Annotated in this window: 17 protein-coding genes; 3 read left to right on the plus strand and 14 right to left on the minus strand. The window is 44.3% G+C overall.

Features of this window, described 5'->3' with window-relative positions; all coding sequences use genetic code 11:
* Positions 1-36 precede the first annotated feature (36 nt).
* The 14 genes from sov to WG943_RS20530 all read right to left on the minus strand — a co-directional run bounded on the left by sov (position 37) and on the right by WG943_RS20530 (position 22,390).
* Positions 37-7,191, minus strand: coding sequence for a T9SS outer membrane translocon Sov/SprA (sov, locus tag WG943_RS20465; RefSeq protein WP_340411830.1), 7,155 nt, complete (start codon positions 7,189-7,191; stop codon positions 37-39).
* 14 nt (positions 7,192-7,205) lie between these two features.
* Entirely contained in the window at positions 7,206-7,796 is a 591-nt protein-coding gene (gene ruvA, locus WG943_RS20470; RefSeq protein ID WP_340411832.1) for a Holliday junction branch migration protein RuvA, read from the minus strand.
* Positions 7,797-7,806: 10 nt separating this feature from the next.
* Positions 7,807-10,080 carry an NADP-dependent malic enzyme gene (locus tag WG943_RS20475; protein WP_340411834.1) on the minus strand — a complete coding sequence of 758 codons (2,274 nt, stop codon included), beginning with the start codon at positions 10,078-10,080 and terminating at the stop codon, positions 7,807-7,809.
* A 263-nt stretch (positions 10,081-10,343) separates the two neighbouring features.
* On the minus strand, positions 10,344-11,879 hold the full coding sequence (locus WG943_RS20480; RefSeq protein WP_340411836.1) for a lytic transglycosylase domain-containing protein: 1,536 nt from the start codon (positions 11,877-11,879) through the stop codon (positions 10,344-10,346).
* 6 nt (positions 11,880-11,885) lie between these two features.
* A complete protein-coding gene (gene gatA, locus WG943_RS20485; RefSeq protein ID WP_340411837.1) occupies positions 11,886-13,322 on the minus strand; it encodes an Asp-tRNA(Asn)/Glu-tRNA(Gln) amidotransferase subunit GatA in 1,437 nt (478 codons plus the stop codon).
* A gap of 1 nt (position 13,323) precedes the next feature.
* Positions 13,324-13,536: a Sec-independent protein translocase subunit TatA/TatB gene (locus tag WG943_RS20490; RefSeq protein ID WP_340411839.1), complete on the minus strand. Its 213-nt coding sequence runs from the start codon at positions 13,534-13,536 to the stop codon at positions 13,324-13,326.
* A gap of 28 nt (positions 13,537-13,564) precedes the next feature.
* A complete protein-coding gene (locus tag WG943_RS20495) occupies positions 13,565-13,774 on the minus strand; it encodes a Sec-independent protein translocase subunit TatA/TatB (RefSeq protein WP_340411841.1) in 210 nt (69 codons plus the stop codon).
* A gap of 862 nt (positions 13,775-14,636) precedes the next feature.
* Positions 14,637-15,872, minus strand: a complete 1,236-nt coding sequence (locus WG943_RS20500; RefSeq protein WP_340411842.1) for a murein hydrolase activator EnvC family protein — start codon at positions 15,870-15,872, stop codon at positions 14,637-14,639.
* 75 nt (positions 15,873-15,947) lie between these two features.
* Complete coding sequence (locus WG943_RS20505) at positions 15,948-16,700, minus strand: DUF4292 domain-containing protein (RefSeq protein ID WP_340411844.1); 753 nt, start codon at positions 16,698-16,700, stop codon at positions 15,948-15,950.
* On the minus strand, positions 16,693-18,456 hold the full coding sequence (locus WG943_RS20510; protein WP_340411846.1) for a tetratricopeptide repeat protein: 1,764 nt from the start codon (positions 18,454-18,456) through the stop codon (positions 16,693-16,695). The genes WG943_RS20505 and WG943_RS20510 overlap by 8 nt, the downstream gene beginning before the upstream one ends.
* A gap of 6 nt (positions 18,457-18,462) precedes the next feature.
* On the minus strand, positions 18,463-19,470 hold the full coding sequence (locus WG943_RS20515; RefSeq protein WP_340411848.1) for a sugar phosphate nucleotidyltransferase: 1,008 nt from the start codon (positions 19,468-19,470) through the stop codon (positions 18,463-18,465).
* Positions 19,471-19,608: 138 nt separating this feature from the next.
* A complete protein-coding gene (gene dut, locus WG943_RS20520; RefSeq protein ID WP_340411849.1) occupies positions 19,609-20,058 on the minus strand; it encodes a dUTP diphosphatase in 450 nt (149 codons plus the stop codon).
* Positions 20,059-20,073: 15 nt separating this feature from the next.
* Positions 20,074-21,573, minus strand: coding sequence for a lipopolysaccharide biosynthesis protein (locus WG943_RS20525; protein ID WP_340411850.1), 1,500 nt, complete (start codon positions 21,571-21,573; stop codon positions 20,074-20,076).
* Between the two features lie 34 nt (positions 21,574-21,607).
* A complete protein-coding gene (locus WG943_RS20530; protein ID WP_340411852.1) occupies positions 21,608-22,390 on the minus strand; it encodes an enoyl-CoA hydratase/isomerase family protein in 783 nt (260 codons plus the stop codon).
* A 183-nt stretch (positions 22,391-22,573) separates the two neighbouring features.
* On the opposite strand from WG943_RS20530, the gene mscL reads away from it, so the two are divergent.
* From mscL to WG943_RS20545, 3 genes are all read left to right on the plus strand, one after another.
* Positions 22,574-23,017: a large-conductance mechanosensitive channel protein MscL gene (gene mscL, locus WG943_RS20535; protein WP_340411853.1), complete on the plus strand. Its 444-nt coding sequence runs from the start codon at positions 22,574-22,576 to the stop codon at positions 23,015-23,017.
* 56 nt (positions 23,018-23,073) lie between these two features.
* Complete coding sequence (locus WG943_RS20540; protein ID WP_340411854.1) at positions 23,074-24,027, plus strand: DUF3078 domain-containing protein; 954 nt, start codon at positions 23,074-23,076, stop codon at positions 24,025-24,027.
* Between the two features lie 90 nt (positions 24,028-24,117).
* On the plus strand, positions 24,118-24,468 hold the full coding sequence (locus WG943_RS20545) for a hypothetical protein (protein WP_340411855.1): 351 nt from the start codon (positions 24,118-24,120) through the stop codon (positions 24,466-24,468).
* Positions 24,469-24,511 lie beyond the last annotated feature (43 nt).

The following is a 24,511-nucleotide window of genomic DNA, read 5'->3' on the forward strand; positions in this document are numbered from 1 at the left end:
GCCCAAAAATACAGTCTTTTTCGCAATGCTAAAATTTTATTGTAAACTAACTCGTAGTTGAACGCCACCCTCGGTTACACTGTTACGGAACGACGTAGAAATCTTAGGATCTGAAACAGTGCGGAGCACATAAAACTGTATGTTCACGCGCTGGCTTAACACATAATCTATTGTAGGGCGCAGCTGTAGTTGGCGTGTACCGTTCGTGATCTGGTTCTGGCTAACTTCAAAGCCATCCTCGTCGGTAGCAATGGCGCGTTGCACTGTCTGGTTATCACGCACCGAAAAGTCCAGGCGCATGGTTAGCTCATTCTCTAGCACACGGCGCTGCCCACCAATCCTGAAAGGTATCCTAAAATTGCTAGTCGCATAGCCGAAGCCAAAAACATAGTCCTTCACGTTGGTTTCTGTTACCTGCGCATTGGTCAGGTTCAGCGACAGGTTACGCTCCACCTTATACTCTATGCGGCCGGTCAGGTTTGTCTTTGTCCGGAAGTTAACGCCTAACAACGGTGCCAGCCTTTCAGATACTGTTAGCTGGTTAACGATGTAGTATGGCACCAGCTGACCGAAGTTGTTCGTTGCTGTAGGGAAGCCGGCTGGCTCCTGGTCGTACAGCAGTGAGGTAGTAAAGCTGGTAATGTTCAGGCTTGAGTTGTAAGCATGCGTAATATTTACCTGGCTAAACCACTGCTGGAAGAACGGCAGCTGCGACAGACCATTGTAATCTAATCGCCAGTTCGGAATAGGCAGTCGCTTGAACGGGTTTTCGTCGGCGTTGGCACTGTAACCATTTATATCGCGGCCCTGGTACGCGTACAGGAACGATTTAATAAGCACATCCTGCGAGTTTAAAGTATAAGATGAGTCGGTTACTGCTGCCGGGTTAGCCGCTGATAGTTTCTCGCGCACATCGTAACGGTTGCGAATAAAGTTTTCAAATGCATCCGAAGTACCCGCACTCGTAGACTCGAACAAGGTGCCCAGTGCCATAAACGAAGTAGAGAAAGCACCCGTATTGAACGGGTTCTGGCGCTGATCTACGGTTCCTACATCACCAAAATCATCAAACTCTTTGCGGTAGAAGATTTCCTCAATGGTAGACTTATTGCGGCGAACATCCAGCTGAACGTTAAAGCTCCTGAACGGCTCCAGGTTTGCCTGTGCCCTGAAATCTTTTGTAAGTATACCACTCAGCGGCGTGTTTAGGTATTGGCTACTATCAGTGTACCAGCCGTTCTCTTTTGCTCTAAAGTATAGGTTGTCCAGGTCGTACTGCTTGCCAAGTATAAATGGCAGGCCTGGCGCTTCAAAGTCATCGTCAAAACCAAAGAACTGTGTGCTTGGCAGGTAGCCAGGCAGCAAAGTACCTCGATTTTGCAGGTATGTAAAGTTAATTGAGCGCGTCATCATCAGTGTTCTGGCAAGTGCCTTGGCAAACTTCATTTCAGAAGCGGGCTTTTTAGCTGTAGTATCGCCGGCAGCTGGTGCAACAGGGCGTCCTGCAGGAGCTGGTGTGTTCACAGCTTTCAGGAATTTTACCTTGTTGTACAGCTTCACCAGATCAAACTTACCATTCACGCTAAATTCGGTGTTGTTCTCAACCGTGTTACCCAACCTGAAGGTGGTATCTTGGTTAAGAGCCGTAGATCCTGCCGTCCAGATGTAATTAACTGCGTACCGGGTGTCTGCGCCAATCCAGTCTACCAGCGGGAATTTATCCAGTGGTACTTTATAGTTCACAGCAACTGTTTGGTTAAAGTTTGTATTACGGCCAAAGTTTTTCAGGTTGTCCCAGATAATTTTGTTCTTATATGCCAGCGAGTCTACCTCTTTGTTAATGCGGTTGTTCGGCTCATCAATTATGGCTCTGTTGGTGGCAGTATAGTCTAGAGCCAAGCTTTTGGTTATGTCCCACTTCAGATCGTAAATACGGTTAAAGTAAAAGTACTTTTGGAATACTGGGTTTATACCTCTGGTTGTAATCAGGCCTGTTTCCGGATCGCGTCGCTGCAGAAACGTTTCGTTGTAGCGGCGGTCCAGGTCAGCTCTGAAATTAAAGCTGCTTGGAAGCGGCGTAAAGTTCAGGTCTTTGATTAGGCGCAGGTACGGCGACTTCATACTTTCCGTTTTGGCAAACGGCGTAATGTTGCGTGGCGTAGTGTTGTAAGTATAAGCCACAGCTCCGTTGTAAGTTTTGGTAAAGTCTCTGTCTGTTTCGATGTTGGTAAACAGGCGTTCGGCGTAAGAGTAGGAGAAAGACAAGTTCTCAATATCATACGGACGTGGCTTATCTTCCGGATCGGTACGCTCTTTACGCACGTTCAGCAGGCTTATGCTTTTGCGGGTTTCGCGTGTAGTTACTTCTTTCCTGTATTCTTTCTTCGCATCCTGATCATCAAACCTCGACAGCGACTGCTCCAGCGGCACATCCTTATCAAGCGGGTCGAACTGTGGTTCGCTGTTAAGTGTACCATACTGCACCGATACCGGGACCCGAATACCTAGCTTTTCTGGCAAGAATTTATCAGCCACAATGTTGGCACTAACGTCAAACAGGGCGGTGTTTTCACGGGCACGTTGTGCAATCTTCTGTTGTAATCCACCAAATCCTACAGTAGTATAGGCCCCTGTAGCAGTAATATTAGCAAAGTCGGCAAGCTTCGTGTTAAGGCGGCCATTAGCAGCCCAACCAGTCTGGTTACGGAAGTCTGTTACACGCAACTCATCCACCCACATGCAAACAGAGTGTGGCTGTCCGTTATCCGATGGGTTTCGGATACCAATCATGATACCCTGTACTTCGCTAAAGTCTGGGTTACCCACCACGCGTATGGTTTTACCATTGATGTTTACATCAAATGGCCTGAAACGGTCAAAACCAGGCTGCCTGTTACGTAATACTTTAGCGTTTACAAATTCTTCAAGGGCAATATCTATTTGGTTACCCTGTGGCCAAATGGCGTCGGGGGTAACGCTTCCCTGTGGTGTTATCTCCAGCGGCACCACATACTCATAATAGTTTTGGGTAAAGTCGGTACCGATACGAATAAAGGCCTGCATGTCCCCATCCCGGATTCCCGGTTCCTGGCTCTGTGCATGTATAAACATTTTCAGGCGCTTATAAATAAGCATATCCAGGGAGATGTTCTTGTAAACAGCTTTAGAAAAAGAGTCCTTCAGTTCGTCCACGCAAAGCTGCAGCGATTGCTCGTTCTGGCGACGATCGTTCGTAGAAGCGTAATCACGGAGGCGCTGGATGCCAGGTGGCACCACATATGGAATTGTGCCTTCTAACTGCTCTCCGTTTTCCTCGATGTTTACTGTAGAGATGGTAAAGGACCTGGCTTCGTCGGTACAGTTAAGGCAAGGGTTACCGTCGGTGATTGGCTGCAGGTACTGGCGCCACTGGTTTGCCACAAACTGGAACTGCACAAAACGCATCACTACCGGATCGGCAAACTGCGTAAGGTACATCCGCATAAACCTGATAGATTTGAAACCATTGATGTTGCCTACACTTCCCGTTGGCTGCCTGATTGGCACTCTGAATTGATACCAGGTTACATCGCCTTTTTGAATGGCATCTACAATATAATTTTGGCCGATGTTAAGCTGGCCCGGCTGCAGGTCTATTTTATACTCGTAGTATTGTTCTACATCGTTTATGACATTGTCGCGGTTCAGGTCTTCTTTATCAGGGAAGGCATAGCTGGAGAAGCGGCTGTTCTCTGGAGAGTTGCCCTCCATGCCGTTAAAGTTTTTGTAGCGGGCAAGTATACCTGCATTCTGGGCATCGTAACGTGTATCCAGGTGGTGCAGAAAATTATCTGCCGAAGGGTCATCCAGTACAGTTTGAGGAGGTGTGCCTGTAATACGATCCAGGAAGGAGTTCTGGAAGAAAGTACGCTCACTTGCATCATTCAAACCATCTAAACCAATATCCTGAAACTGGCGCGCACCGGCAACTCCTGTAAAGGCATCGGTTAAAAACTGCTGTGTGGTAATACGGCCCCAGATAGACTCCTGAATGTTTTGCAGGTTATCGGGAGAGGTAGGTAAACCATTCTCAAATGAGTAACGGCCATCCTGTAATATATCCTCCGATACATTACCCAGGTTAAACACCAGTTGGCCTCCTTCGTTACTTGTTATTAAGTTGCCTTCTGCGTCTTTTCTGCCTTTAGGGCCGGTAATGAACGGGTCCATTAACCAAAACTCGATATACTCTATGTTGGCATTGTCGAAGTCTGTATCAAAAGTGATGTCGCGGCTGATACCTCCCCAGTTGTCACGTGGGTCGTTGGCGAGTTGGCCCTGCGGTGTCAGATTTGGATTGTAGTTATACTGGCCACGTTCTCTTGGATAGTACGCAAGGTCAAAAGTATACTCAAACGTATTAGCTACCTCAGGGTCGCGTCCAGGGAATACTTCGTTTCGCTGAACGCCCCGTACGTAATTGTTTTCCAGCTCTTCTCGCGTGATGTTATCAGGGCGTAAGCCATCAGCATTCCGATAAAATATCTGATCGATAGTATACCAGGCAAGTTTTGCACGGTTATAAGCATTTGCCAAACCCAGGCCTGGCACAAGTGGGGTAGGAGTGGCAGCCAAGCGCCAGCTGGCATTGTTAAAGCCTCCTAAGCTGTAAGGGGTTTCTGCTCCTTCAAAATCATCAATATAAGAAGCACCATCCTCGTTCACTGCCGATTTAGTTTTGGCTGGTACCAGCTGCGCAAATTCCCCACTAAACGAAACTAAAGATGGTACCTTAGTTTGTATCAGCGGAATTGCATCTGTCATTCTGGTAAGGAAGCGTGATTCTTTCTGAATGTTTACATCAAAGCCGTAGATGGTGTTGTTAGACGGTTCGTCGCCTATACTTACGCGGTTGATGTATGGTTGCTCAGCTAAGTGCAGTACTGTGGCACCAATGTTTACTTCCTCGTTTAACCTGTAATCAAATCTGGCACCCAGCAGCGAACGTGGTTGGATGTTAAGTAGCTCAGCTTTCTCATAAGTCACCCTTAAATCGCTGGCAGAGCTGATGTAGCTTGGGTTCAGGATCTTGATACGGCCCAGGTCATAGAAAACCTGATAGTCGGTTCCTTCCACAAGTCGGGTTCCGCCAGAGTATACTGCCACCGATCCTTCTGCTATCCTAAAGCCTGGTAGCGTAATCTCGTCGGCAGAGGTTGCCTGCAAACGTCCTTTCAAGAAAAACTTAGCCTTTACATTATTTTGCTGTGCATCCGTCTGTGTTTGCTCGTACAGCTCCTGGAATACATAACGATCAATTAATTCCTGGCGGCCTTCCAGCTTTTGGGCCAGGTAGCTGCCAAATGGCTCTACCTGCGGAAAGTATATACGACCGGTTTCTGTGTCGATGGTAATTCCTGGCAAAAAGTCAAAGTTGCCATCGCTCGGTTTATCGTTATTCGGGTTAACGTTATCTAAGTTTAATACCTCTACCAAAGGGATGTTCTGGATAGGGCTAGCTTCTTTTATACTTGTGATGTCTACACCAGTCTCATCATCCTTGTAAATGATCTGCATCTGGAAGTTCTGGCGGTTTACTTGGGTGGCATCTAAACTATAGACGTTCTTCATCATCAGGTCCCAGGTAGGATACTCCAGTGCGGGGTTAGTGGCGCGTAGCAACTTCATATGGATCACCTTCTGGTCGTCCAGGTTCTGGTAATCCTCAATCAACTCACCTACTTGGTAGGTCTGGCCATTGTAGGTATACTCGAAAGCCACACCAAGCACTTGGTCTGGTAGCAGCGCTGTGTTCAGGGAGATGTAGCCTAGCTGTGGGTTAAACTTATACTCTCTAGGGTCCAGCTTACGTGCGCGTACATGTTCAAAGTCTACAGTTTTTTGTAACCCCTGCCCGCGCAGATATTCTGTTACGGTATTGTTGTCGCGGGCCTGGCGGTTAGTTAGCAGGCCATATAAAGCGTTATTATCGTTATCAGCTGGTGCAGTAGGCGGCCTTGTGTCAAACCTATCCCTGTAAGGGTCGGCTTCGCCAAGGTCCATGTAAGCTACTATGTTGCGGAGGTTTTCTGTTGAGCGGTTGTTGTTGGTTACATACAGTTCCAGGCGTCGGATTACAATACCCGAGTTTACAAGAGGAAGCTTTGCAAGTGCCTGATCGTAGCGGTTCCGGAAAAACTGCGACAGGAAGAAATGCCGGTCACGGTCATATTGGTCTACACGTATCTCAAACGGCTTGTTCTGTGCGCCATTTTGTATAATTACCTCATCGTTACGGCCACGCACGTTAGAGGCAATGGTTGTAACACCTAAGCGGCCAAATTGTAGCTGTGTTTTAATACCAAACAGGTTTTGCGCACCTGTAATAAGCGAGTTATTAAGCGGAAGGCTTACATTACCAGCTTCTACTTTACGTATAATTTCTTCTTCGTAGCCGGTGTAATCCAGCTTCATGTTGTTCTCGAAGTCGAAGTTGGCGTTATTGTCCCAGTTAAAGTTGATGCGCATTTTCTCGCCAACTTTACCCACTAGGTTAAGGGAGATGTTCTGGTCAAAGTCGAAATCGCCGGTGCGCTGCTGCCTAAGTGGTATAGTAGGATTTTGGTTGCGGTTAAAGCGCGCGCCAAATTTGAGCGATACGTTACCGTTGGGTTGGATATCGACATAGTTGCCTCCAAAAATACGATCAAAGGCCGGGCTAATGTAAATTTTAGGTATAAGCCTGTTGCTGCTCACTACACTCTCTCCATCCAGGCCTGCAGACTTGGCACGCCAGTAGTTACGGATAGCCTCGCGCTGCTGCCACTCAGAAAACTGTCGCAGCGACATCGAAGACGGTGGACGGTAATTAAGGTCTCCTATTGTTTCTGTTATATTATACTGCTGCAGGGTATCATCAAATTCTACGTTTAACTGCAGGTTACTTGGCTGCCCCAGCAGCAGGGGAGAGGAGCTTGAGCGTGTACTAAAAGGGTTGCCGCGCCTGTCGCTAGGCACAAAAGTAGGTCTTCTGCTTGGGATGTAAGCAGTATCTTTTTTAACCGTATCCTGAGGGGATAGCAGATTTTTAAGAATAGTATACTTAAATCTGCTTCCTGAGCGCAATTCTCCCGCCTGCGACAACCAAGCCAGCATAGAGATAGTTGCAACCGCTAACAGAAGCAGGTTGTTCTTTTTACTTTTCCAGATCAAATTGGGTATACCTGTTAAGATGTTTTCAGGGCAAACTTTATTAACTCCTCTACACTTAGATTTCCGCCTTCCCTTTTGATGATGGTATCTAAAGTTTTCTCGGCAACGTTTTTGGCAAAGCCTAACGTAACTAATGCTGATAACGCTTCTGCTCTATTAGTATTGTGTGCAGCAGCAGGAGCAAATGAGTCCGAGAGAAGCGCCTCTTTTTTCATTTTATCCTTTAGCTCAAGTATAACTCGCTGAGCCGTTTTGGCGCCTATACCTTTTACCTGCTGTATTGTTCTTACATCCTCTCTGATAATGGCTTGTTGCACCTCCTCAACAGAAAGGGAAGACAGGATCATGAGCCCCGTATTGGGGCCCACGCCTGAAATTGATATCAAATGCAGAAACACTTCTTTCTCTGCTGCGGTGGTAAAGCCGTAAAGCGTATGTGCATCCTCCTTTATGTGCAGGTAAGTGTGCAGCTTACAACGTTCACCAGCTGGCAGCGAAGAATAAGTGCTTAGCGATATTTTGATCTGATAGCCTATGCCGTTCACGTCGATGATAACATAGGTTGGATCTTTGTGGGCTAACTTGCCATCAATGTAGGCTATCATTTATATATGTCTATATATGTTGATTGTTGTAGTTCTGTGCATCTACGACAGCAATGGCTACCATGTTTACAATTTCTCTGATAGAGCTTCCTAGCTGCAGGATGTGCACCGGCTTACGCATACCCATCAAAACTGGACCTATGGCTTCTGCGCCACCTATTTCTTGAAGTAGTTTGTAAGCTATGTTACCTGAGGTAAGCGTCGGGAATATTAATGTATTGGCGCCCTTGCCTGCCAGTTCGCTGAACGGGTAGTGCTCGCGCAGCAGGTCGCGGTTCAAGGCTGTGTTTGCCTGCATTTCACCGTCTATCAATAATTCTGGATACTTTGCTTTTGCCTTTCTTACAGCCTCAGCTCCCTTATTTGGAATATCGCCCTGCACCGAACCAAAGTTTGAGTACGATAGCACCGCCATTCGTGGCTCCTGGTCAAAAAAACGTACAGCACGTGCCGTCAAACCAATAATATCCACTAGTTCGTCAGCAGTCGGGTTTACGTTAACAGTGGTATCTGCAAAGAAGTATGGCTCTTTCTTGTTCAGGATGATGTACATACCCGCCACTTTGTTGATGCCTTCTTCAACGCCGATTACCTGCAATGCCGGCACTATTGTCTTAGAGTAGTCTCGGGTTAGGCCTGAGATAAGCGCATCTGCGTCTCCACATTCCAGCATCATGCTGCCAAAGTAATTTCTGTCACGCATCAAGCGACGTGCATCAAACAAGGTGAGGCCTTTACGCTGACGCTTAATGTACAACATTTGCGCAAACTCTTCGCGTTTTGCATCTTCCTCAAACGGGTCAATAATCGTCACACCGTCTAGGTCTAGGTTGGTTTCCTCAATTATGGCCTGTATGCGTTTGCGATTACCTAAAAGTATAGGGTTGGCAATGCGCTGATCGTTTACTGTTTGAGCAGCCTTCAGAATTTTATAGTGGTCTGCCTCTGCGAATACTACAGTTTTAGGGTTCTTTTTCGCCTGGTTGGTAATACGCGTCATCAGCTTTTGGTCGATGCCGATGCGCTCTTGTAGTTCCTGCTCATACTTTAACCAATCAGTGATAGGCAATCGTGCCACACCGCTTGCCATTGCTGCTTTCGCTACTGCCGGAGATACTGTTGTGATCAGGCGTGGGTCTAGCGGTTTTGGGATTAGGTATTTGCGCCCAAAAGAAATGGTATTGTCGCCATAAGCTTTGTGTACAATTTCTGGTACATCTTCTTTTGCCAAAGCAGCCAGCGCGTTTACCGCCGCTAGTTTCATTTCTTCGTTAATCTCGGTGGCACGCACATCCAAAGCACCCCTGAAGATATATGGGAAGCCTAGTACATTATTTACTTGGTTAGGATGATCTGAACGACCGGTAGCCATGATCAGGTCTTCGCGTGTAGCCATAGCCACTTCGTAAGGGATTTCCGGATCAGGGTTAGCCAAGGCAAAAATAATAGGATTTGGAGCCATCAGCTTTACATACTCTGCAGGCAATACGTTTCCAGCCGATAAGCCAACAAAAACATCAGCATCACGCATGGCCTCTTCTAATGTAGTTATTTTGCGCAGCGTTACAAACTGAGCTCTGTAGATATCAAGGTCGTCGCGCTCCGGACGTATAATGCCGTCCTTGTCGAACATCACGATGTTATCCATCTTTACACCTAAGGCTACATAAAGCTTGGCACAGGCAATGGCAGCAGCACCAGCTCCATTTACTACCATCTTTATTTCGCCTATACTTTTGCCTGCAAGCTCCAGGGCGTTGAGCAATGCCGCTGATGAAATAATAGCTGTACCGTGCTGGTCGTCATGCATCAGCGGAATATTCATCTGCTCCTTCAGTGCATTCTCTATCTTAAAGCTTTCAGGAGCTTTAATATCCTCTAAGTTAATACCCCCAAAGGTTGGCTCCAGCGACTTTACAATACGCACAAACTCTGCCGGGTCGGTGCAGTCTATTTCAATGTCGAAAACATCGATACCTGCAAATTTCTTGAAGAGTACGCCTTTACCTTCCATTACTGGTTTAGATGCATCAGGACCAATGTTACCTAAACCAAGCACTGCTGTACCATTGGAGATTACTCCAACCAGGTTGCCTTTGGCTGTATACTTATAAACATTGTCTTTATCGGCGGCTATTTCTTTACACGGTTCTGCAACGCCAGGAGAGTATGCAAGCGCAAGATCATGTTGCGTGCTTACCATTTTTGTAGGCACTACCTCAATTTTACCAGGCTGACCCTGCATGTGGTAGTTTAGGGCGTCTTCTTTGTTTACTTTGATCATGGTATGCGTTGTTGTTTGTGTTGTTGGTGCTAAATTTTGGACAACACATTTAGGCTTTTTGCAAATTATATCTTGCTAAAGACCAATTTCATAAGATTTTTGCGTTAATCCAAAACTGAGCCTTCAAAGATACATGCTCTGAGGGCATTGTGCAGCAGAAATTGCAATTATTTACACCTGCTGCTGCGATGAAAACTTATAAGTATAAAAAAAGAGCACCCTCTGCTCGAAAAGGTGCTCTAAAGTATAGTTTCTCTTAGGCTTTAGCTCAGGATTAGTTTCTGGCCTGGCTGTATAGCATTAGACTTAAGTTTGTTAAGCTTCTTTATCTGCTCTACTGTTAGGCCATTGTGTTTCTGTGAGATAGTCCAGAGGGTGTCACCGGGCTGTACATGATAGATTAGACTTTCCTGCTTTACTTTTATTGTTCTTGATGGAGTCGCTGCTTTCTCTGCCTTTGCCGGTGCCGTTGTTTCTGTATTGGATGCCAGCAGTTTTGTGTCAGCTTCCAGTTCAGGCTTCAAGATATCCAGTTTTTGGCCTGCCATTATACTATTGCCCTTAAGGTTATTCCATTCTTTAAGCTCTTCCACGGTTACATTGTGATTTTGGGCTATAACAGACAGGTTATCGCCACGGCGCACAGTATAAGTGGCTTTCGATGACAAACCAGTTTCTTTCTGTTCTGACTTCTCCTCTTTACTTCTGGTAGTGTTAGCTAATAGTGCTGGTGTTTTTGCGGGCTCAAGAACTGGCGCTTCTGGTTCTGCTTGCTTTATAGGAGCCGCAGCCATAAGTACACACTCTTTATCAACTATACTTGCTACCAAGTTAGCAGACTGAGCAGGTATCTTGATTCTATAGTTAAGCATGTGCTCCGGAATCTTGGTTTTCTTTAACTCCGGGTTAAGTGCTAATAGCTCTTCTTTTGTAAGGTGCAGTTCTTCTGCAAGCTTTTCCAGGTCAACTTCTTTATTGAGCTCCAGGTAAGCAGTTTCAGGAGTATAGAGTACAGAGTCAGTGAAAATATTATGCTCGGGGGCATATTTCATAGCATAGATAACTGCCGTCATGGACGGGATGTAGTTGCGCGTTTCGCGTGGCAAGTATGGGTAGATCTCCCAAAAAGTACGTTTACCGCCTGATCTGCGTATAGCCTTATTTACATTACCAGGACCACAGTTATAGGCTGCCATAGCCAGTTCCCAATCTCCGTAGGTTTTGTAAAGCCTTTTCAGGAAACGCAGTGCTGCATCTGTAGACTTCTCTGGGTCCATGCGTTCATCAATGTACTGGTTCTGCTCCAGGCCATATTCTTTACCTGTAACAGGTATAAACTGCCATAAACCTACAGCCTTTGCCCATGATGCTGCTTTAGGGTTTAATCCTGATTCCACAATAGCAAGATACTTCATGTCCTGCGGCATATCATGCTTCTCCAGGTATTTTTCGAAAATAGGGAAGTATACATTTTCACGCGAAAGCATGGTGCGTGTATACTTTCTGTTTCGGATCGTGAAGTAGTCGATGTGTGCTCTTACAGCTTTGTTAAATTCAAGCGGGATGTCAGACTCTATACAGCTTAAGCGGTCCTGAATTACCTCGTCAGGCTCATTGGGAATGAGCTCCACCAGCAGCGCCAGATCCTCCTCTGTTATAAAGTTTGTATCAAGCTGAGGCTTCAGGGTATCCAGAAGAAGATGAGGCTTATTTAAACCGTAATTGGCAGCCTGCGTGCCTATAGCACACAAACTGCCAATTACGGTAGCTATTACAGTAAATAGTCTGAAATATGTCATGAATATTTATGCTTCAACGGTTATCTTATCCAGGATATAATTCGAAAAAGCAAGCAATTGCGGCTCCTCGAATGAGCGGGTCATAAGTTGTAACCCGATGGAAAGGCCGTTGGTATCGCGACCAATTGGTATAGAAATGGCCGGAACGCCCGCTAAAGAGGCCTGTACAGTAAAGATATCGGCTAAATACATAGCCAATGGATTCGCTGTATTCTCTCCTAATTTAAATGCTGTAGTAGGAGCTGTAGGCAAGATAAGAAAATCGTAAGACTGAAGCAATTCATCTGTCTTCTCCTTAATTAGCCTTCTAACGCGTTGTGCCTTTGTATAGTATGCATCATAATAATCTGCACTTAGCACAAATGTACCAAGTATGATGCGGCGCTGAACTTCAGGGCCAAAACCTTCTGCTCTTGTCTTTTTATAAAGAGAAGTAAGATCTGTGGCGTTTTCAGAACGATAGCCATACTTCACACCATCGTAGCGGCCCAAGTTTGAACTAGCCTCTGCCGTGGTAAGAATATAATAAGTAGGCACCATATAGTCGAGATATGGGAATTCCACAGCCTCTACCTGATGTCCCGCTTCTTTCAGCATGTCTTTCACGCCAAGTATGGCATCCTTTACTTCTGCATCTAAGCCTTCGCTTTCAAAGCAGTCACGGATGTAGCCGATCTTATACTTTTTATTAGAGGAAAGCTGTTCGCTGTAGGCAGGCACTTCACGTTGGCTAACAGTGCTGTCGTACTCATCCTTGCCAGCCATTACTTCCAGCAATAGTGCCGCATCCGACACGCTTTTAGATATAATGCCAATTTGGTCGAAAGAAGAGGCATATGCAATAAGGCCGTAGCGTGAAATGCGTGAATAAGTAGGCTTTAATCCTACTACACCGCAAAAAGACGCCGGCTGACGTACAGAGCCACCTGTGTCGGAACCAATGGAGGCAAGGCACAAATCAGCCTGGACAGCAACTGCAGAACCACCCGATGAACCACCCGGTACACGAGAGGTATCGTCGGCATTCAGGGCAGGTCCAAAGGAAGAATTCTCGTTCGAAGCACCCATCGCAAACTCATCACAGTTCTGGCGGCCTATAATAATAGCATCTTCGGCAATTAGTCGCTGTACTGCAGTAGCTGTGTATAACGACTTAAATCCGTTCAGAATCTGGCTGGATGCCTGCAGGGCGTGGCCCTCGTAAGCCAACACATCTTTAATGCCTATAACCATGCCTGCCAGTTTACCGGCAGTGCCGTTAGCTAACTTATGGTCTATGATGTCGGCCTGTGTGTAGGCTTCCTGCTCAAAGATTTCCAGAAATGCATTTAGTTCAGCCTTTTCTTTGATGTTGTGGATGTAATGGTCCACCAGCTGGCGGCACGTAAGTTGCCCATCGGCAAGGTTGGTGCGAATGTCTTGTAGCGAGTTATACTGTTTCAATCTATTTTGACTTCTTTTCGTCTTCGAAAGAACGCTCTAATTCAGATTTAATTTCGTTAGTCGCATCTTTAAACTCTCGCATGCCGCGGCCAAAGGAGCGGGCAATGCCGGGTATGCGATCTGCGCCAAACAATACTAAGATTGCTGTTACTACAACAAGCAATTCTCCTCCTCCCAGGTCCCCTAGAAAAAGGAATATCGTATTTAAGCACATAGCCTTAAATAAGGGCTAATAGTAGCTATTACTTACGCTCGTCGTCTTTTACAGAAGATTCGATCTCGCTCTTCACTTCTTTTGTAGCGTCTTTAAACTCTCTGATGCCACGGCCAAGACCTTTTGCAAGCTCAGGGATACGCTTAGCGCCAAAAAGTAAAAGAATAACTACTAAAATAAGGATTACTTCTGTGCCGCCAAGACCACCAATAAATAGGAAAATGTTAGTGATTTCCATGTTATTAAATTTAAAATGTATACCGCAAAATTAGGGTTAATATTTTAAATAAACCCACAACAGACGAGATAAGTTTAATAACTGCAGTGTATAGCTAAAATAGCTCTAATAAGTTTTTCATTCAGCTATGAGTTAAGTAGTTATGAATAGATTATATTTTTTCGTTGCCAGATAGCAGGGATCTTAGGCTTTTGTGAATCTCTAATTGGGCATATTGGAATTTGTTATTATTTCCAAATATGGGAATGTGTGTTATGTTATTTTCTTTGTTTGGGAAATTTCGAAAGGTGGCTGTACGCGCTATGTGTTGATTATTAATGTATTGGCGTGCTTTGTATTTTTTGGCACCAAGCTTGATAATATAGTTTTGAAGTAGACGGCTTTAGTGATAAAATTATATCCTGCAAAACCTCTAAGAGGTAATCAATAAGCTTTTCTGTGCTATACATGTTTTCCTTAATCAAGGAAACCAGTATCTTAAAAAAAAGATATATAATTTAGTAACAAAAGTACTTAAATAGTAGTATAGCTATACAGTTATTCTTAAAATTTCTGAATAATTTGCTTACTACTTGCAGTTTTGAACTTCAGGTTGTAATTTAGAGTTAGAATATAAGAGTACATGATTTGGAAACCCGAAGATGTACTTCAATATAAAATATTAAGTTTGTTTTCATAGCTTGGAAAGGCACCCTGCACTGTAGGGTGTTTTTTTGTTTTATGCCCATATTTAATTAATGCTACTTTTTAATGCGGCATATTTATTACCCTTCAAAAAGTGTATGAAGTTATGTTGACAGCTTTAAAAGCAAAAAACTCACGGCCTGCACCGTGAGTTTCCCATTAATAGACTAACTAAATATCATTTTCTGGAGAGCCAGACCTCAGGGTTCATGTTGCTGCTGTTTTTCCACACCTGGAACTGTAGTTCTGTCGTGCCGTCTGCATCAGTATAGATTGTTCCGATCACATCTTTGATGTTTATCTTTTGCCCCGTAGTAACATTTACAGACTTTAATTTAGCATAAACCGTGAAGTACTCGCCGTGTTGCACCATTACAATATTGTTCATACCTGGTACAGAGGCAACTGTTAAAACGGTACCTTCAAAAATGGCACGAGCTGTTGCACCCTGTGCTGTTTGTATATCAACCCCCCTATTCTCTACTACTACTCCCTTTAACACCGGGTGATTATGGCGGCCAAACTTTTGGGAGATGAAGCCACGTTCTACAGGCCATGCTAATCTGCCTTTGTTTCCGGCAAATGATGAGGAGATTAATGCTGCCTCAGGTGTAAGTGTCATTTTGGTGCTACTGCCACTTGATGCTTTGCCTGCCTCACGTGCGGCACGTGCTGCACGGGCTATTTCTTCACGCACAATATCCGCAATCAACTTATCCAATTTTTTAACTGCCTGCTGTCGCTGCGCCACTTCCTGCTTTAGGTTTGTCTCCTGCTTGCTTAGGCGGTTAATCACACTATCTTGTTGTACTTTTAATGTTTGTAGGTTTTTGCTTTCAGCTATTTGCTTGCTTAACAGGCCCTGCTTTTGTTTTCGTTTGGATTCAAGTATGTTTATTTGGCCAGTAAGGGCAGTCTGTACTTTATTTATTTGCTCTACTTGTTTCTGTCGTGCTTCTGAATATTGTTGCAGATAGCGCAGGCGCATAGCAAACTGGTTAAAAGACTCTGATGCGAACAGGAACATTAGCTTGTTATAACTATTAGCCGTTTTAGAGGCAGCATAAACCATAGTAGCATATTCTGCCTTCAACTGTTCAAGGTCTTTTTGCAGAGCCTGCACTATTCCCTCGGTTGTCTGTACATCAGACTCTATAAAAGTTATTTCTTTAGAAATGTTGGTTATTACTCCCTTCTGTACATCAATTTTTTCTTTGATGGCATTAAGTTGGCCAATAGAAGCTGCTTTCTCCTTCTTGGTTTGCTGGAGTATTTTGTTGGCTTGTTTAATGCGGTTAAGGTTTTCCTTTTTCTCTTTTTCAAGCTGTGCTTTGGATTTCCCTTTTTGAGCCTGAGCAAACAGGGGGAGAGACAGGAAACACAGTAAAAAGATAATTCTGTAAAGGGCCTTCATTAAACTATAGGTTGGTTTGTACTCAGCCTACAAATATGGCAAAACTATAACTGAAGTACCAACAGGCAAACAGATTTAATTAAAAGTAAGGCGTTTATAATCTTTTGGAACAGAAAACGGAAACTCCAAAGAGGCGTCTGTAATAGAGATGCGCGTATGTTTCAGGGTAAAGTCGGTAACTTGCCCTTTTTGTAATACCTGTGCTGCCATATCATGAGCGAACGGAACTGCACCTACCTTGTTAAAAGTATTATACTTTACTGTGATAGAATTACCGTTACTGTTATCCTGCACGTTGAGTTGCTGTAGCTTACTGTTGTCCAGGCCAATGAAATAATCGAACAGCAGGCTTTGGCGAATTTGCTGTATGTGCTGCATGTTTTCAGCTACCATTATTTTTTCTGTGCCCTGGGCCTGATAATTGCCCAGCAGAATAGACTGAACCACATCAAAGTTTACATCTACATTTAATTTGCTTCTCAGAAAGCGATAATCAGTAGCAGCATATTCTTTATGCAGGCGATTGATCATGTAAACAGAATCCTGGGTCAGTTTCATGCGAGCTGCCTCAATCCCTAAGCCAGGTTGTACAGAAACCCAAATAATGCTATCCTTCTTCATGCGGAGTGTAATGCCTGAAGACAGGTTATCATTGTTATCTGCGAAGGTGATCTGGCCCTTTGAGTTAAGGTAGGTAAAATCCAGGTTGTTTACAGTAACACGACCAATGGTTTCAGTAGATTCAGAGGCTGTAGATGGAAGCGATTCTTTTTTGCAGCCTGCCAGCAGTAGTATAGACAGGAGGCCCACCAGAAGGTGTTTACTCATAAAGTTTTTTGTCTTTTATTTTCTTATCGATAAAGGCAGAGGCTTCTCCTTTTAACTTAGCTTTTTGCCATTGGCTCAAAGCTTCTTCCCTTTTGCCTAGTTTATATAATACATCTCCATAATGCTCTACAATAGTAGCATCATCTGAGATGGCTACTGCCTGCTCCAGGTATTTGCGTGCTTCTGTGTATTCGCCCATCTTATAAAGTACCCAAGCATAGGTATCCAGGTATGTTGGGTTAGTTGGATGCTGCTTTACAAGACGCTCTGACATTTCTTTTGCCTTTTGCATGTTTTCTCCGCGCAACGACAGGTAATAGCTGTAATTATTTAGTACATGCGCATTGTTAGCGTCATGCGACAACACAGCTTCGTATGCCTCATCTGATTTCTTGAAATCCTTAAGCGAGTTATAGCTATCACCTAACTGCAGGTTAAACTGCGCCACAAGTTCGAGGTCACCGGTAGATAAACGTTTGCCTTGCTCCAAAGCTTTTACTGCTTTGGTAAAATTCTTTTCTATCATGTGGCCGGTGCCATTGTAAAACCAGAACACTGCTTGGTTTGGGAAAAGCTCCAATGCTCTTTCTGAGTGTACCACCAACGAATCAGCCTGTGCGAGTTCGGCATCAAGCAGTACTATCTGTTGCCAGATTTTGAAATGAGAATCATCTAACTTTACTGCCTCTAAGTAATTATTACGCGCTTCTTCCCGATGCCCGACAATTGTCTGCAGGTCAGCGGCAACGGCATAGGCTTTTGCTTCTTCAGGATGGTTTTTTATAGTTAGCTTCGCCAGATCAAGCGATACTTGTTCTATAGCAGGGTTAGGCAACTGGCGAATAAAATCAACCAAAATACGCACTTTAGTGTCTATATCAAGCTCAGCGCTGCCAAAAGCTTTTTTTACTCTTTTCTCTGATTCTTCAAGGTTACCTTTTTGGCGATACAGGTCGGAAAGCATCAGGTGTGCAAACGGGTTGTCCGGATCCAGACGGAGGGCTTTGTCGAGTACGACAATTGCTTGGTCTGTCTTTTGACTTGCGTTATAAAGTTCTGCCTGTGCCAGGAAGTAACGCGGCTCAGTTGGGTAGTTAGCAATTAACTTTTCTCCCTCCTGAATAGCCTTCTCCATGTTTTTCTGGCGCAGGTAAATTTGCTGGCGGCTAACAGTTAGCTGCTCTAACTCCCCAAACTGCTTTTCGATACGCTCATACGTCTTTAGAGCATCATCGTAGCGGGCCTGTGCCAAGTATAAATCGGCTAAGTTAAACAGATATTCCTCAGATTTTGGTACGTTGCGAAGCAGATCGTTATAAGCCTGTGCGGCAGCATCAAACTGTTTTTGGTCAGTGTGCAGCTGTGCCAACAACAAATAATAATAAGCGTTTTTGTTATCCTGTGCGATAGCGGCCTGAGCAAATGGTACGGCAGAAACCGGGTTTTTCAGGAAGAGGTATGTTTCAGCTACTTTATAGTTAAGCGCCGCATTATTTGGAGTTAAGCTATGGGCTTTCTGAAAAAGCTGGAGGGCTTGTTGATAGTCCTCCAGCACAAAATATTTCAGACCATCCAGAAACAAAGCCTCGCTTATCTGCCTTTCCTGTTCCGACGGCTCGTTAACCACCGAGGTTTGTGCAGCGGCAGCTTCTTTTGCTGCCTTAGCCTTCTTCTTAGAAGACTGTGCATTGGCTTCTGCTGCTGCCACTACAGTAAAGCAGCAAGTGGCAAGCAGTATGTTTCTGAATGTATTCATGGTAATCTAGTCTATAAGCGTATTGTAGTCGCCGAGGCTGAGATCAGACTGACGACCTTCATACACAACAAAATTGCCTAACATAGAGTTTGCAATGTTGCTGTTTTTGATGCCAGTATTCTCCTGGATAATGGAGTTGCTAACTACAGAGTTTAATACGCTAGTATCGTTGCCGATGGAAACATGCGGACCAATCACAGAATTTGTGATCTGCGCATTCTCACCGATGTATACAGGAGGTATAATTACTGTGTTCTCCAGCTTTGCCGTTGAGGCTACCAGTCCCTCTTCATCTTTTATATACTCTAAATAGCGTTGATTAGTATAAACTGTTGCATTTTTATTTCCACAATCTAACCATTCAGAGATAACGGCAGGTATAAACTTCGTGCCTTTGTTCTTCATGTTCTCCAAGGCATTGGTTAGTTGGTACTCGCCTTTGTCCTTGATGTCGTTGTCGAGGAGGTACTGTAGCTCCTGGCGCAGGTACTCCCCATCACGGAAATAATAGATACCGATAATAGCCAGATCAGAAACAAACTCCTGCGGCTTCTCTACAAAATCAGTGATCTCGTTGCTATCGTTTAACTTAATCACACCAAATGGGCGGGGATCATCTACGCGCTGCACCCAGATAGTGCCATCAGCGTTTGTGTCCAATTTAAAGTCTGCCTTAAACAAGGTGTCGGCAAAGGCTACTACCACTTTACCAGTTAAAGCATCCTTCGCGCACATAATGGCGTGGGCTGTACCCAATGCTTCGTCCTGGTAATGGATGCTGCCTTTTGCACCAATCTGTTCGGCTATACTTTTAAGGTCTGCCTCTACTGCATCGCCAAAGCGACCAATGATAAAAGCTACCTCCTCGATAGGCTCTTGGCATACTTTTGCAATATCCTCCACCAGGCGCTGTACAATTGGCTTGCCTGCGATAGGGATTAGTGGTTTAGGTACCGTTAATGTGTGTGGGCGCATGCGCTTGCCCATACCTGCCATCGGTATTATTATCCTCATAGCTATTTTTTATGGTTCAAAGTATAATTTTAATTGCAGCCTCTGCCGCAGTATTTATCTTTCATTGTTAAGTTTTCGCTTCTCGCTGATCTGGTAAAGTATAAAGCTTTATATCATAAACGAACAACGAGCAACCACTTACTTCGTGCCTGTACTGCCGTAGCCGCCGGCGCCTCGCTCAGTATTGGTTAAGGCTTCCGCCTCGGCCCACTCAACGCGCTCATACTTGGCTACTACCATTTGGGCAATACGCTCACCGTCCTCTACTACAAAATCCTGGTCCGACAGGTTAACTAACAGCACTTTTATCTCGCCACGGTAATCGGCATCAATAGTGCCCGGACTGTTAACGATAGAAATCCCATGTTTGTATGCCAAGCCACTGCGAGGGCGAATTTGTGCTTCGTGCCCTTCTGGTAATTCTATAAAAAGGCCAGTTGGTAAAAGGGCACGCTGTAAAGGCTTAAGTGTAACAGGTGCCTCTAAGTTCGCTCTAAGGTCCATGCCAGCCGAATGTATGGTCTGGTAAGACGGAAGCGCGTGCTTAGATTGGTTAATGACGTTAACCTTCAGGTTCTTGTTGTTCATCTTATCAAAAAAAGGTTAAAATGTAAGTAAGCGGGAACGCTCTCGTAGCCATACTACTGCCAAGAAGACAGCACACACAGCCAACTGGAACGCGTGACGCAGCCAGAAGTTATCGATTTCTATGCCTAAAACCAACCAAACTAGCCCCACCGCCAATAAAATATAGGCTGCTATGGTTTTTACTGGATAGGGAATAGGGTAGTGGCGATTGCCCAAAAGGTAGCTGGAAAGGGCCATGCCAAAGTAACAGATAAACGTGGCTATAGCCGAGCCCATGTAGCCGAGTACGGGTATCAGCAGCAGGTTGAAAAGAATGGTTACCGCTGCGCCGCCAAAACTGATGTAGGTGCCATACTTTGTTTTATCAGTAAGCTTAAACCACACCGAAAGGTTATAGTATACACCCAGGAAAAGGTTTGCCAACAACAATATAGGTACCACCATTAGACCTTCGTGGTACTCCGGCTTACGAAGAAAAAAATGTGCAAAAACATCTAAGTTTGCCGAGATGAACAGGAATATAAAGGCACAGGCAATTACAAACCATTTCATAATGAGCGCAAAGGTCTTAGGGGATTCTTTATTTTCTGCTTGTGAGAAAAAGAACGGCTCTGCTGCATAACGGAACGCCTGCAGTGTGAGTGTCATGAAAATAGAAAGTTTGTAGCAGGCACTGTAAATACCTACAGCTGCATAATTGCTATGGCCCGGGTAAAAGTTCTCCGGGAGCCATTCTTCTAAAAGTATACGGTCTATCAGCTCATTCACCATTCCGGCCATCCCCATCAGCATAAGCGGATAGGCATAAACCAGCATAGGGCGCAGCAGCTCTGGGTTTAACTCAAACCGTAAGATTTTAAACTCCCTCCAGAGCATCGGAATCAGTAAAGCATTTGCTGCCAAATTGATCAAAATAATGTAGCCTATACCAAGATCAGGATTATAGATGGATGTAATAAGTGGGCGTAGGGACTGAAGATAGTCGCCATTGTAAATATCGCGGCACAGCACCAGAAAGAACAAGTTTGCAGCTATAACTAAAAGTATGTTAGCCAATTTAATAGAAGCAAACTTAATTGCTTTGTTCTGGAGCCGGAGCCAGGCAAAAGGTATGGCTACGATGGCATCTATGGCAAGTATGGCTGCTAGCCAGAGAATGTAATTCTGCTCCTGTGCGGTAAAGTTTTTATAATCTGCAATTGGCCCGGAGAGCAACATAAGTATACCCGAAAGTATGACACTGCTGCTCAGGATAACGCTCAAAACCTGGTTATACAATTTATACTTGTCTGCGCCAGGCTTATTGGCAAAACGAAAAAAGGCTGTTTCCATGCCATAAGTATACAGCACGTTTAAAAAGCCTACAAAAGCATACAGGTAAGAAAAAACACCATACTCCTCCGGTAAGAATACATCGGTGTAAATTGGAACAAGCAGGTAATTAAGGGCTCTGCCTACTATACTGCTCAAACCATAGGCAGCAGTCTGCCCGACCAATTTCTTGGCTATACTCATACTTTAAAAGGGTCGGGTTTGAAGGTTGATATGTCTATAAGCCTTTGAACGCTGGCTTACGTTTCTCTAGAAAAGCGGTAGTGCCCTCTACAAAGTCTTCTGATGAGCAGCAGCGTGCAAAAGAGTTTGCCTCGGTTTGGTAACCGTTCTCGTCTTTGTTAAACACTGCGTTTACACACTCAATAACAAGGCCGATTGAAAGAGGTGCTTTTCCCATAATCTTACCAAGTATCTCGTTGCACTTTAGCAGCAGGTCTTCTTGCGGTACTACATGGTTTACAAGCCCTAGAGCTCTAGCCTCTTCTGCCGTAATCATGTCGCCTGTCATCATCAGCTCCATAGCTTTGCCTTTGCCAATTAGCTGAGTCATGCGTTGTGTGCCACCATAGCCAGGTATTACACCCAGGTTTACTTCCGGTTGACCGAAGCGTGCATTTTCGCTGGCTACACGCATGTGGCACGCCATAGCCAGTTCGCACCCGCCGCCAAGGGCAAAGCCATTTACTGCTGCAATCACAGGTTTATTGCAGCGCTCTATCATGGCGAAAACTTCCTGGCCTCTTTCTGCAAAGCTGCGGGCATTCAGTTCGCTTAGCTCTGCTATCTCAGAAATATCAGCGCCGGCAACAAACGCTTTCTGGCCTGCTCCTGTAAAAATAGCACCTTTTACATCCTCGTCGTCATACACCTGCTGTATAGCGTTTTTGATCTCACGAATGGTTTCGATATTTAGTGCATTAAGCTTATCTGCTCTGTTAATCGTAATTGTCAGGATGCCGTTGTTCAGGTCAAGCAGCAGGTTTTCGTATGTAGCCATAGGTTTTTCGCCTTTTCTATTCTTAATTTTCAGCACAAATATAGTAATTTAGTTAAATCACCGGGTAGCAAATTAGCCATCTAAACATATTGCTACGTAAGGTGCGGATAGTGCTGAATTTGCTCCTGTGTATATGTATAATGTATGTCTAAAGTTTTATTCACTTCTAAATAAATTTAATTAATGGGTTTTCTCTCGGAGTTTAAGAAATTTGCCGTTAAGGGTAATGTAATTGATCTTGCCGTTGGTGTGGTAATAGGTGCTGCATTTGGCGGAGTAACAAAATCATTGGTTGATGATGTGATCATGCCTCCTCTTGGCTTGCTTATAAGCAGGGTAGACTTCTCGCAGCTAAAGCTAGTGCTTAAAGAAGCTGTAGTTGAAAATGGTACTGTTGTGGAGCAGGCTGTTTCTATAAACTACGGCAATTTTATTCAGGCTGTGGTAAACTTTATGATTATTGCCTTTGCCATTTTCCTGCTTGTCAGAACTATTAACCGTATGCGTGAGCAAGAAGCAGCCAAGCCGGCTCCGCCTGTTAATAAGCAAGAGGTGCTGTTAGCCGAGATTCGCGATATCCTTAAAAATGATGATTCTGTGAATACTCCAGCGCCAAAGCAAGTATAAACCAACTCTAATTTTTTTAATACTGCTGTTGAAGCAGCAATACAACGTTTATTTATATGATAAGATTTTTACTCAAGCTTGTTCCTAATACCCTTATACTTTTCTTTTTTATACTTCCTTTTTCCTTTGCTCAGGATTTAGCACCAACCGATACTCTTAAAGATTGGAATTTTGGCGGAACCGGCACTGTAAACTTTAGTCAGGTAAGCTTAAGCAATTGGGCAGCTGGAGGACAGAGTTCTGTGTCAGTGTTAGGTATTGCCAACGTCTTTGCAAATTATTCTAAAGGGCATAACACTTGGAATAACTCTCTGGATATTACCTATGGTACGCTTAAACTGGAGAATCAGCGCTTCCGAAAAAGTGATGATAAACTTGAGCTAAATTTAAAGTACGGCCATCAAGCTTCAGAAAAATGGTTTTATACCGGGCAGCTAAACTTGAGAACACAGTTAAGCCCAACATACACTCCTGAGCGAGACAGTATACTTTCAGATTTTTTCGTTCCTGCTTTTGTGCTTGCCTCTTTAGGTATGGACTATAAACCCAATGATAAGTTATCCATTTTTATTTCGCCGGTAACAGGTAAGTTTACAATAGTGCGTAGCCAGCGCCTCGCTGACCTCGGTGCTTTTGGTGTGGAGCCTGCTGCTATTGATGTAGAAGGGCGACGTATACCTGGTACCGGTGAGCGACTTCGTAAAGAGTTTGGCGGCTTTGTGAACATTCGGTACAGAGAAGAAATCTTACAAAACGTTATTTTTCAGTCTAAGCTAGACCTGTTCTCAAATTACCTTCGCAACCCACAAAATGTAGACGTTAACTGGGAGAACTTAGTCAACTTTAAAGTGAATAAATTAATTTCTGCCAGCTTGTTTGTGCACATGATCTATGATGATGATATCAATATCAATATACCACAGGAAGAAGCAGGGCTGCCCGATAAAAAGGGACCACGCCTGCAGGTAAAGCAAACACTAGGTATCGGTTTATCTTACAGTTTTAAATAGCTGAACTTTTGGTGATTTATACTTTGTTTGCTGATTAATATATACCTTACAAGCTTTTATGCGTTGTAATACAAAACACAAGCAGTTAGTATGAAGAAATTGTGCTTATTGATATTGACTTTTGGTTGTTTCTTGGCTTTTTCTGAGGCAAAGGCGCAATCTTCTGCACAGAGCAGCAGTAATTCTAAAGATGAATTTTGGGGTACTTCTAAAGTAGAGACAAAGGGAAGCTCCGTGGATGCTGTGGGTAGGAGAGGGCAGGGCCTCGATAAAAGATTTAATGAATATGAGGAAAGAGGCAGCCGCCGCAAATCTTTTGATAAGAGAAAAATTGCGAAGAGCAAGAAGATGAAGGATATCCTCAAGAAGGAAGAGGAGATGATGAAAAAGCACAAACGTGATAAGAAGCAGTTGAAGAAACGTCAAAAAAGAAGAAATTAACAAAAGAGCCACTCCTTGGAGTGGCTCTTTTGTTAATGTTGTA

The organism is Pontibacter sp. H249, from assembly GCF_037892465.1.
Taxonomy (GTDB): Bacteria; Bacteroidota; Bacteroidia; order Cytophagales; family Hymenobacteraceae; genus Pontibacter.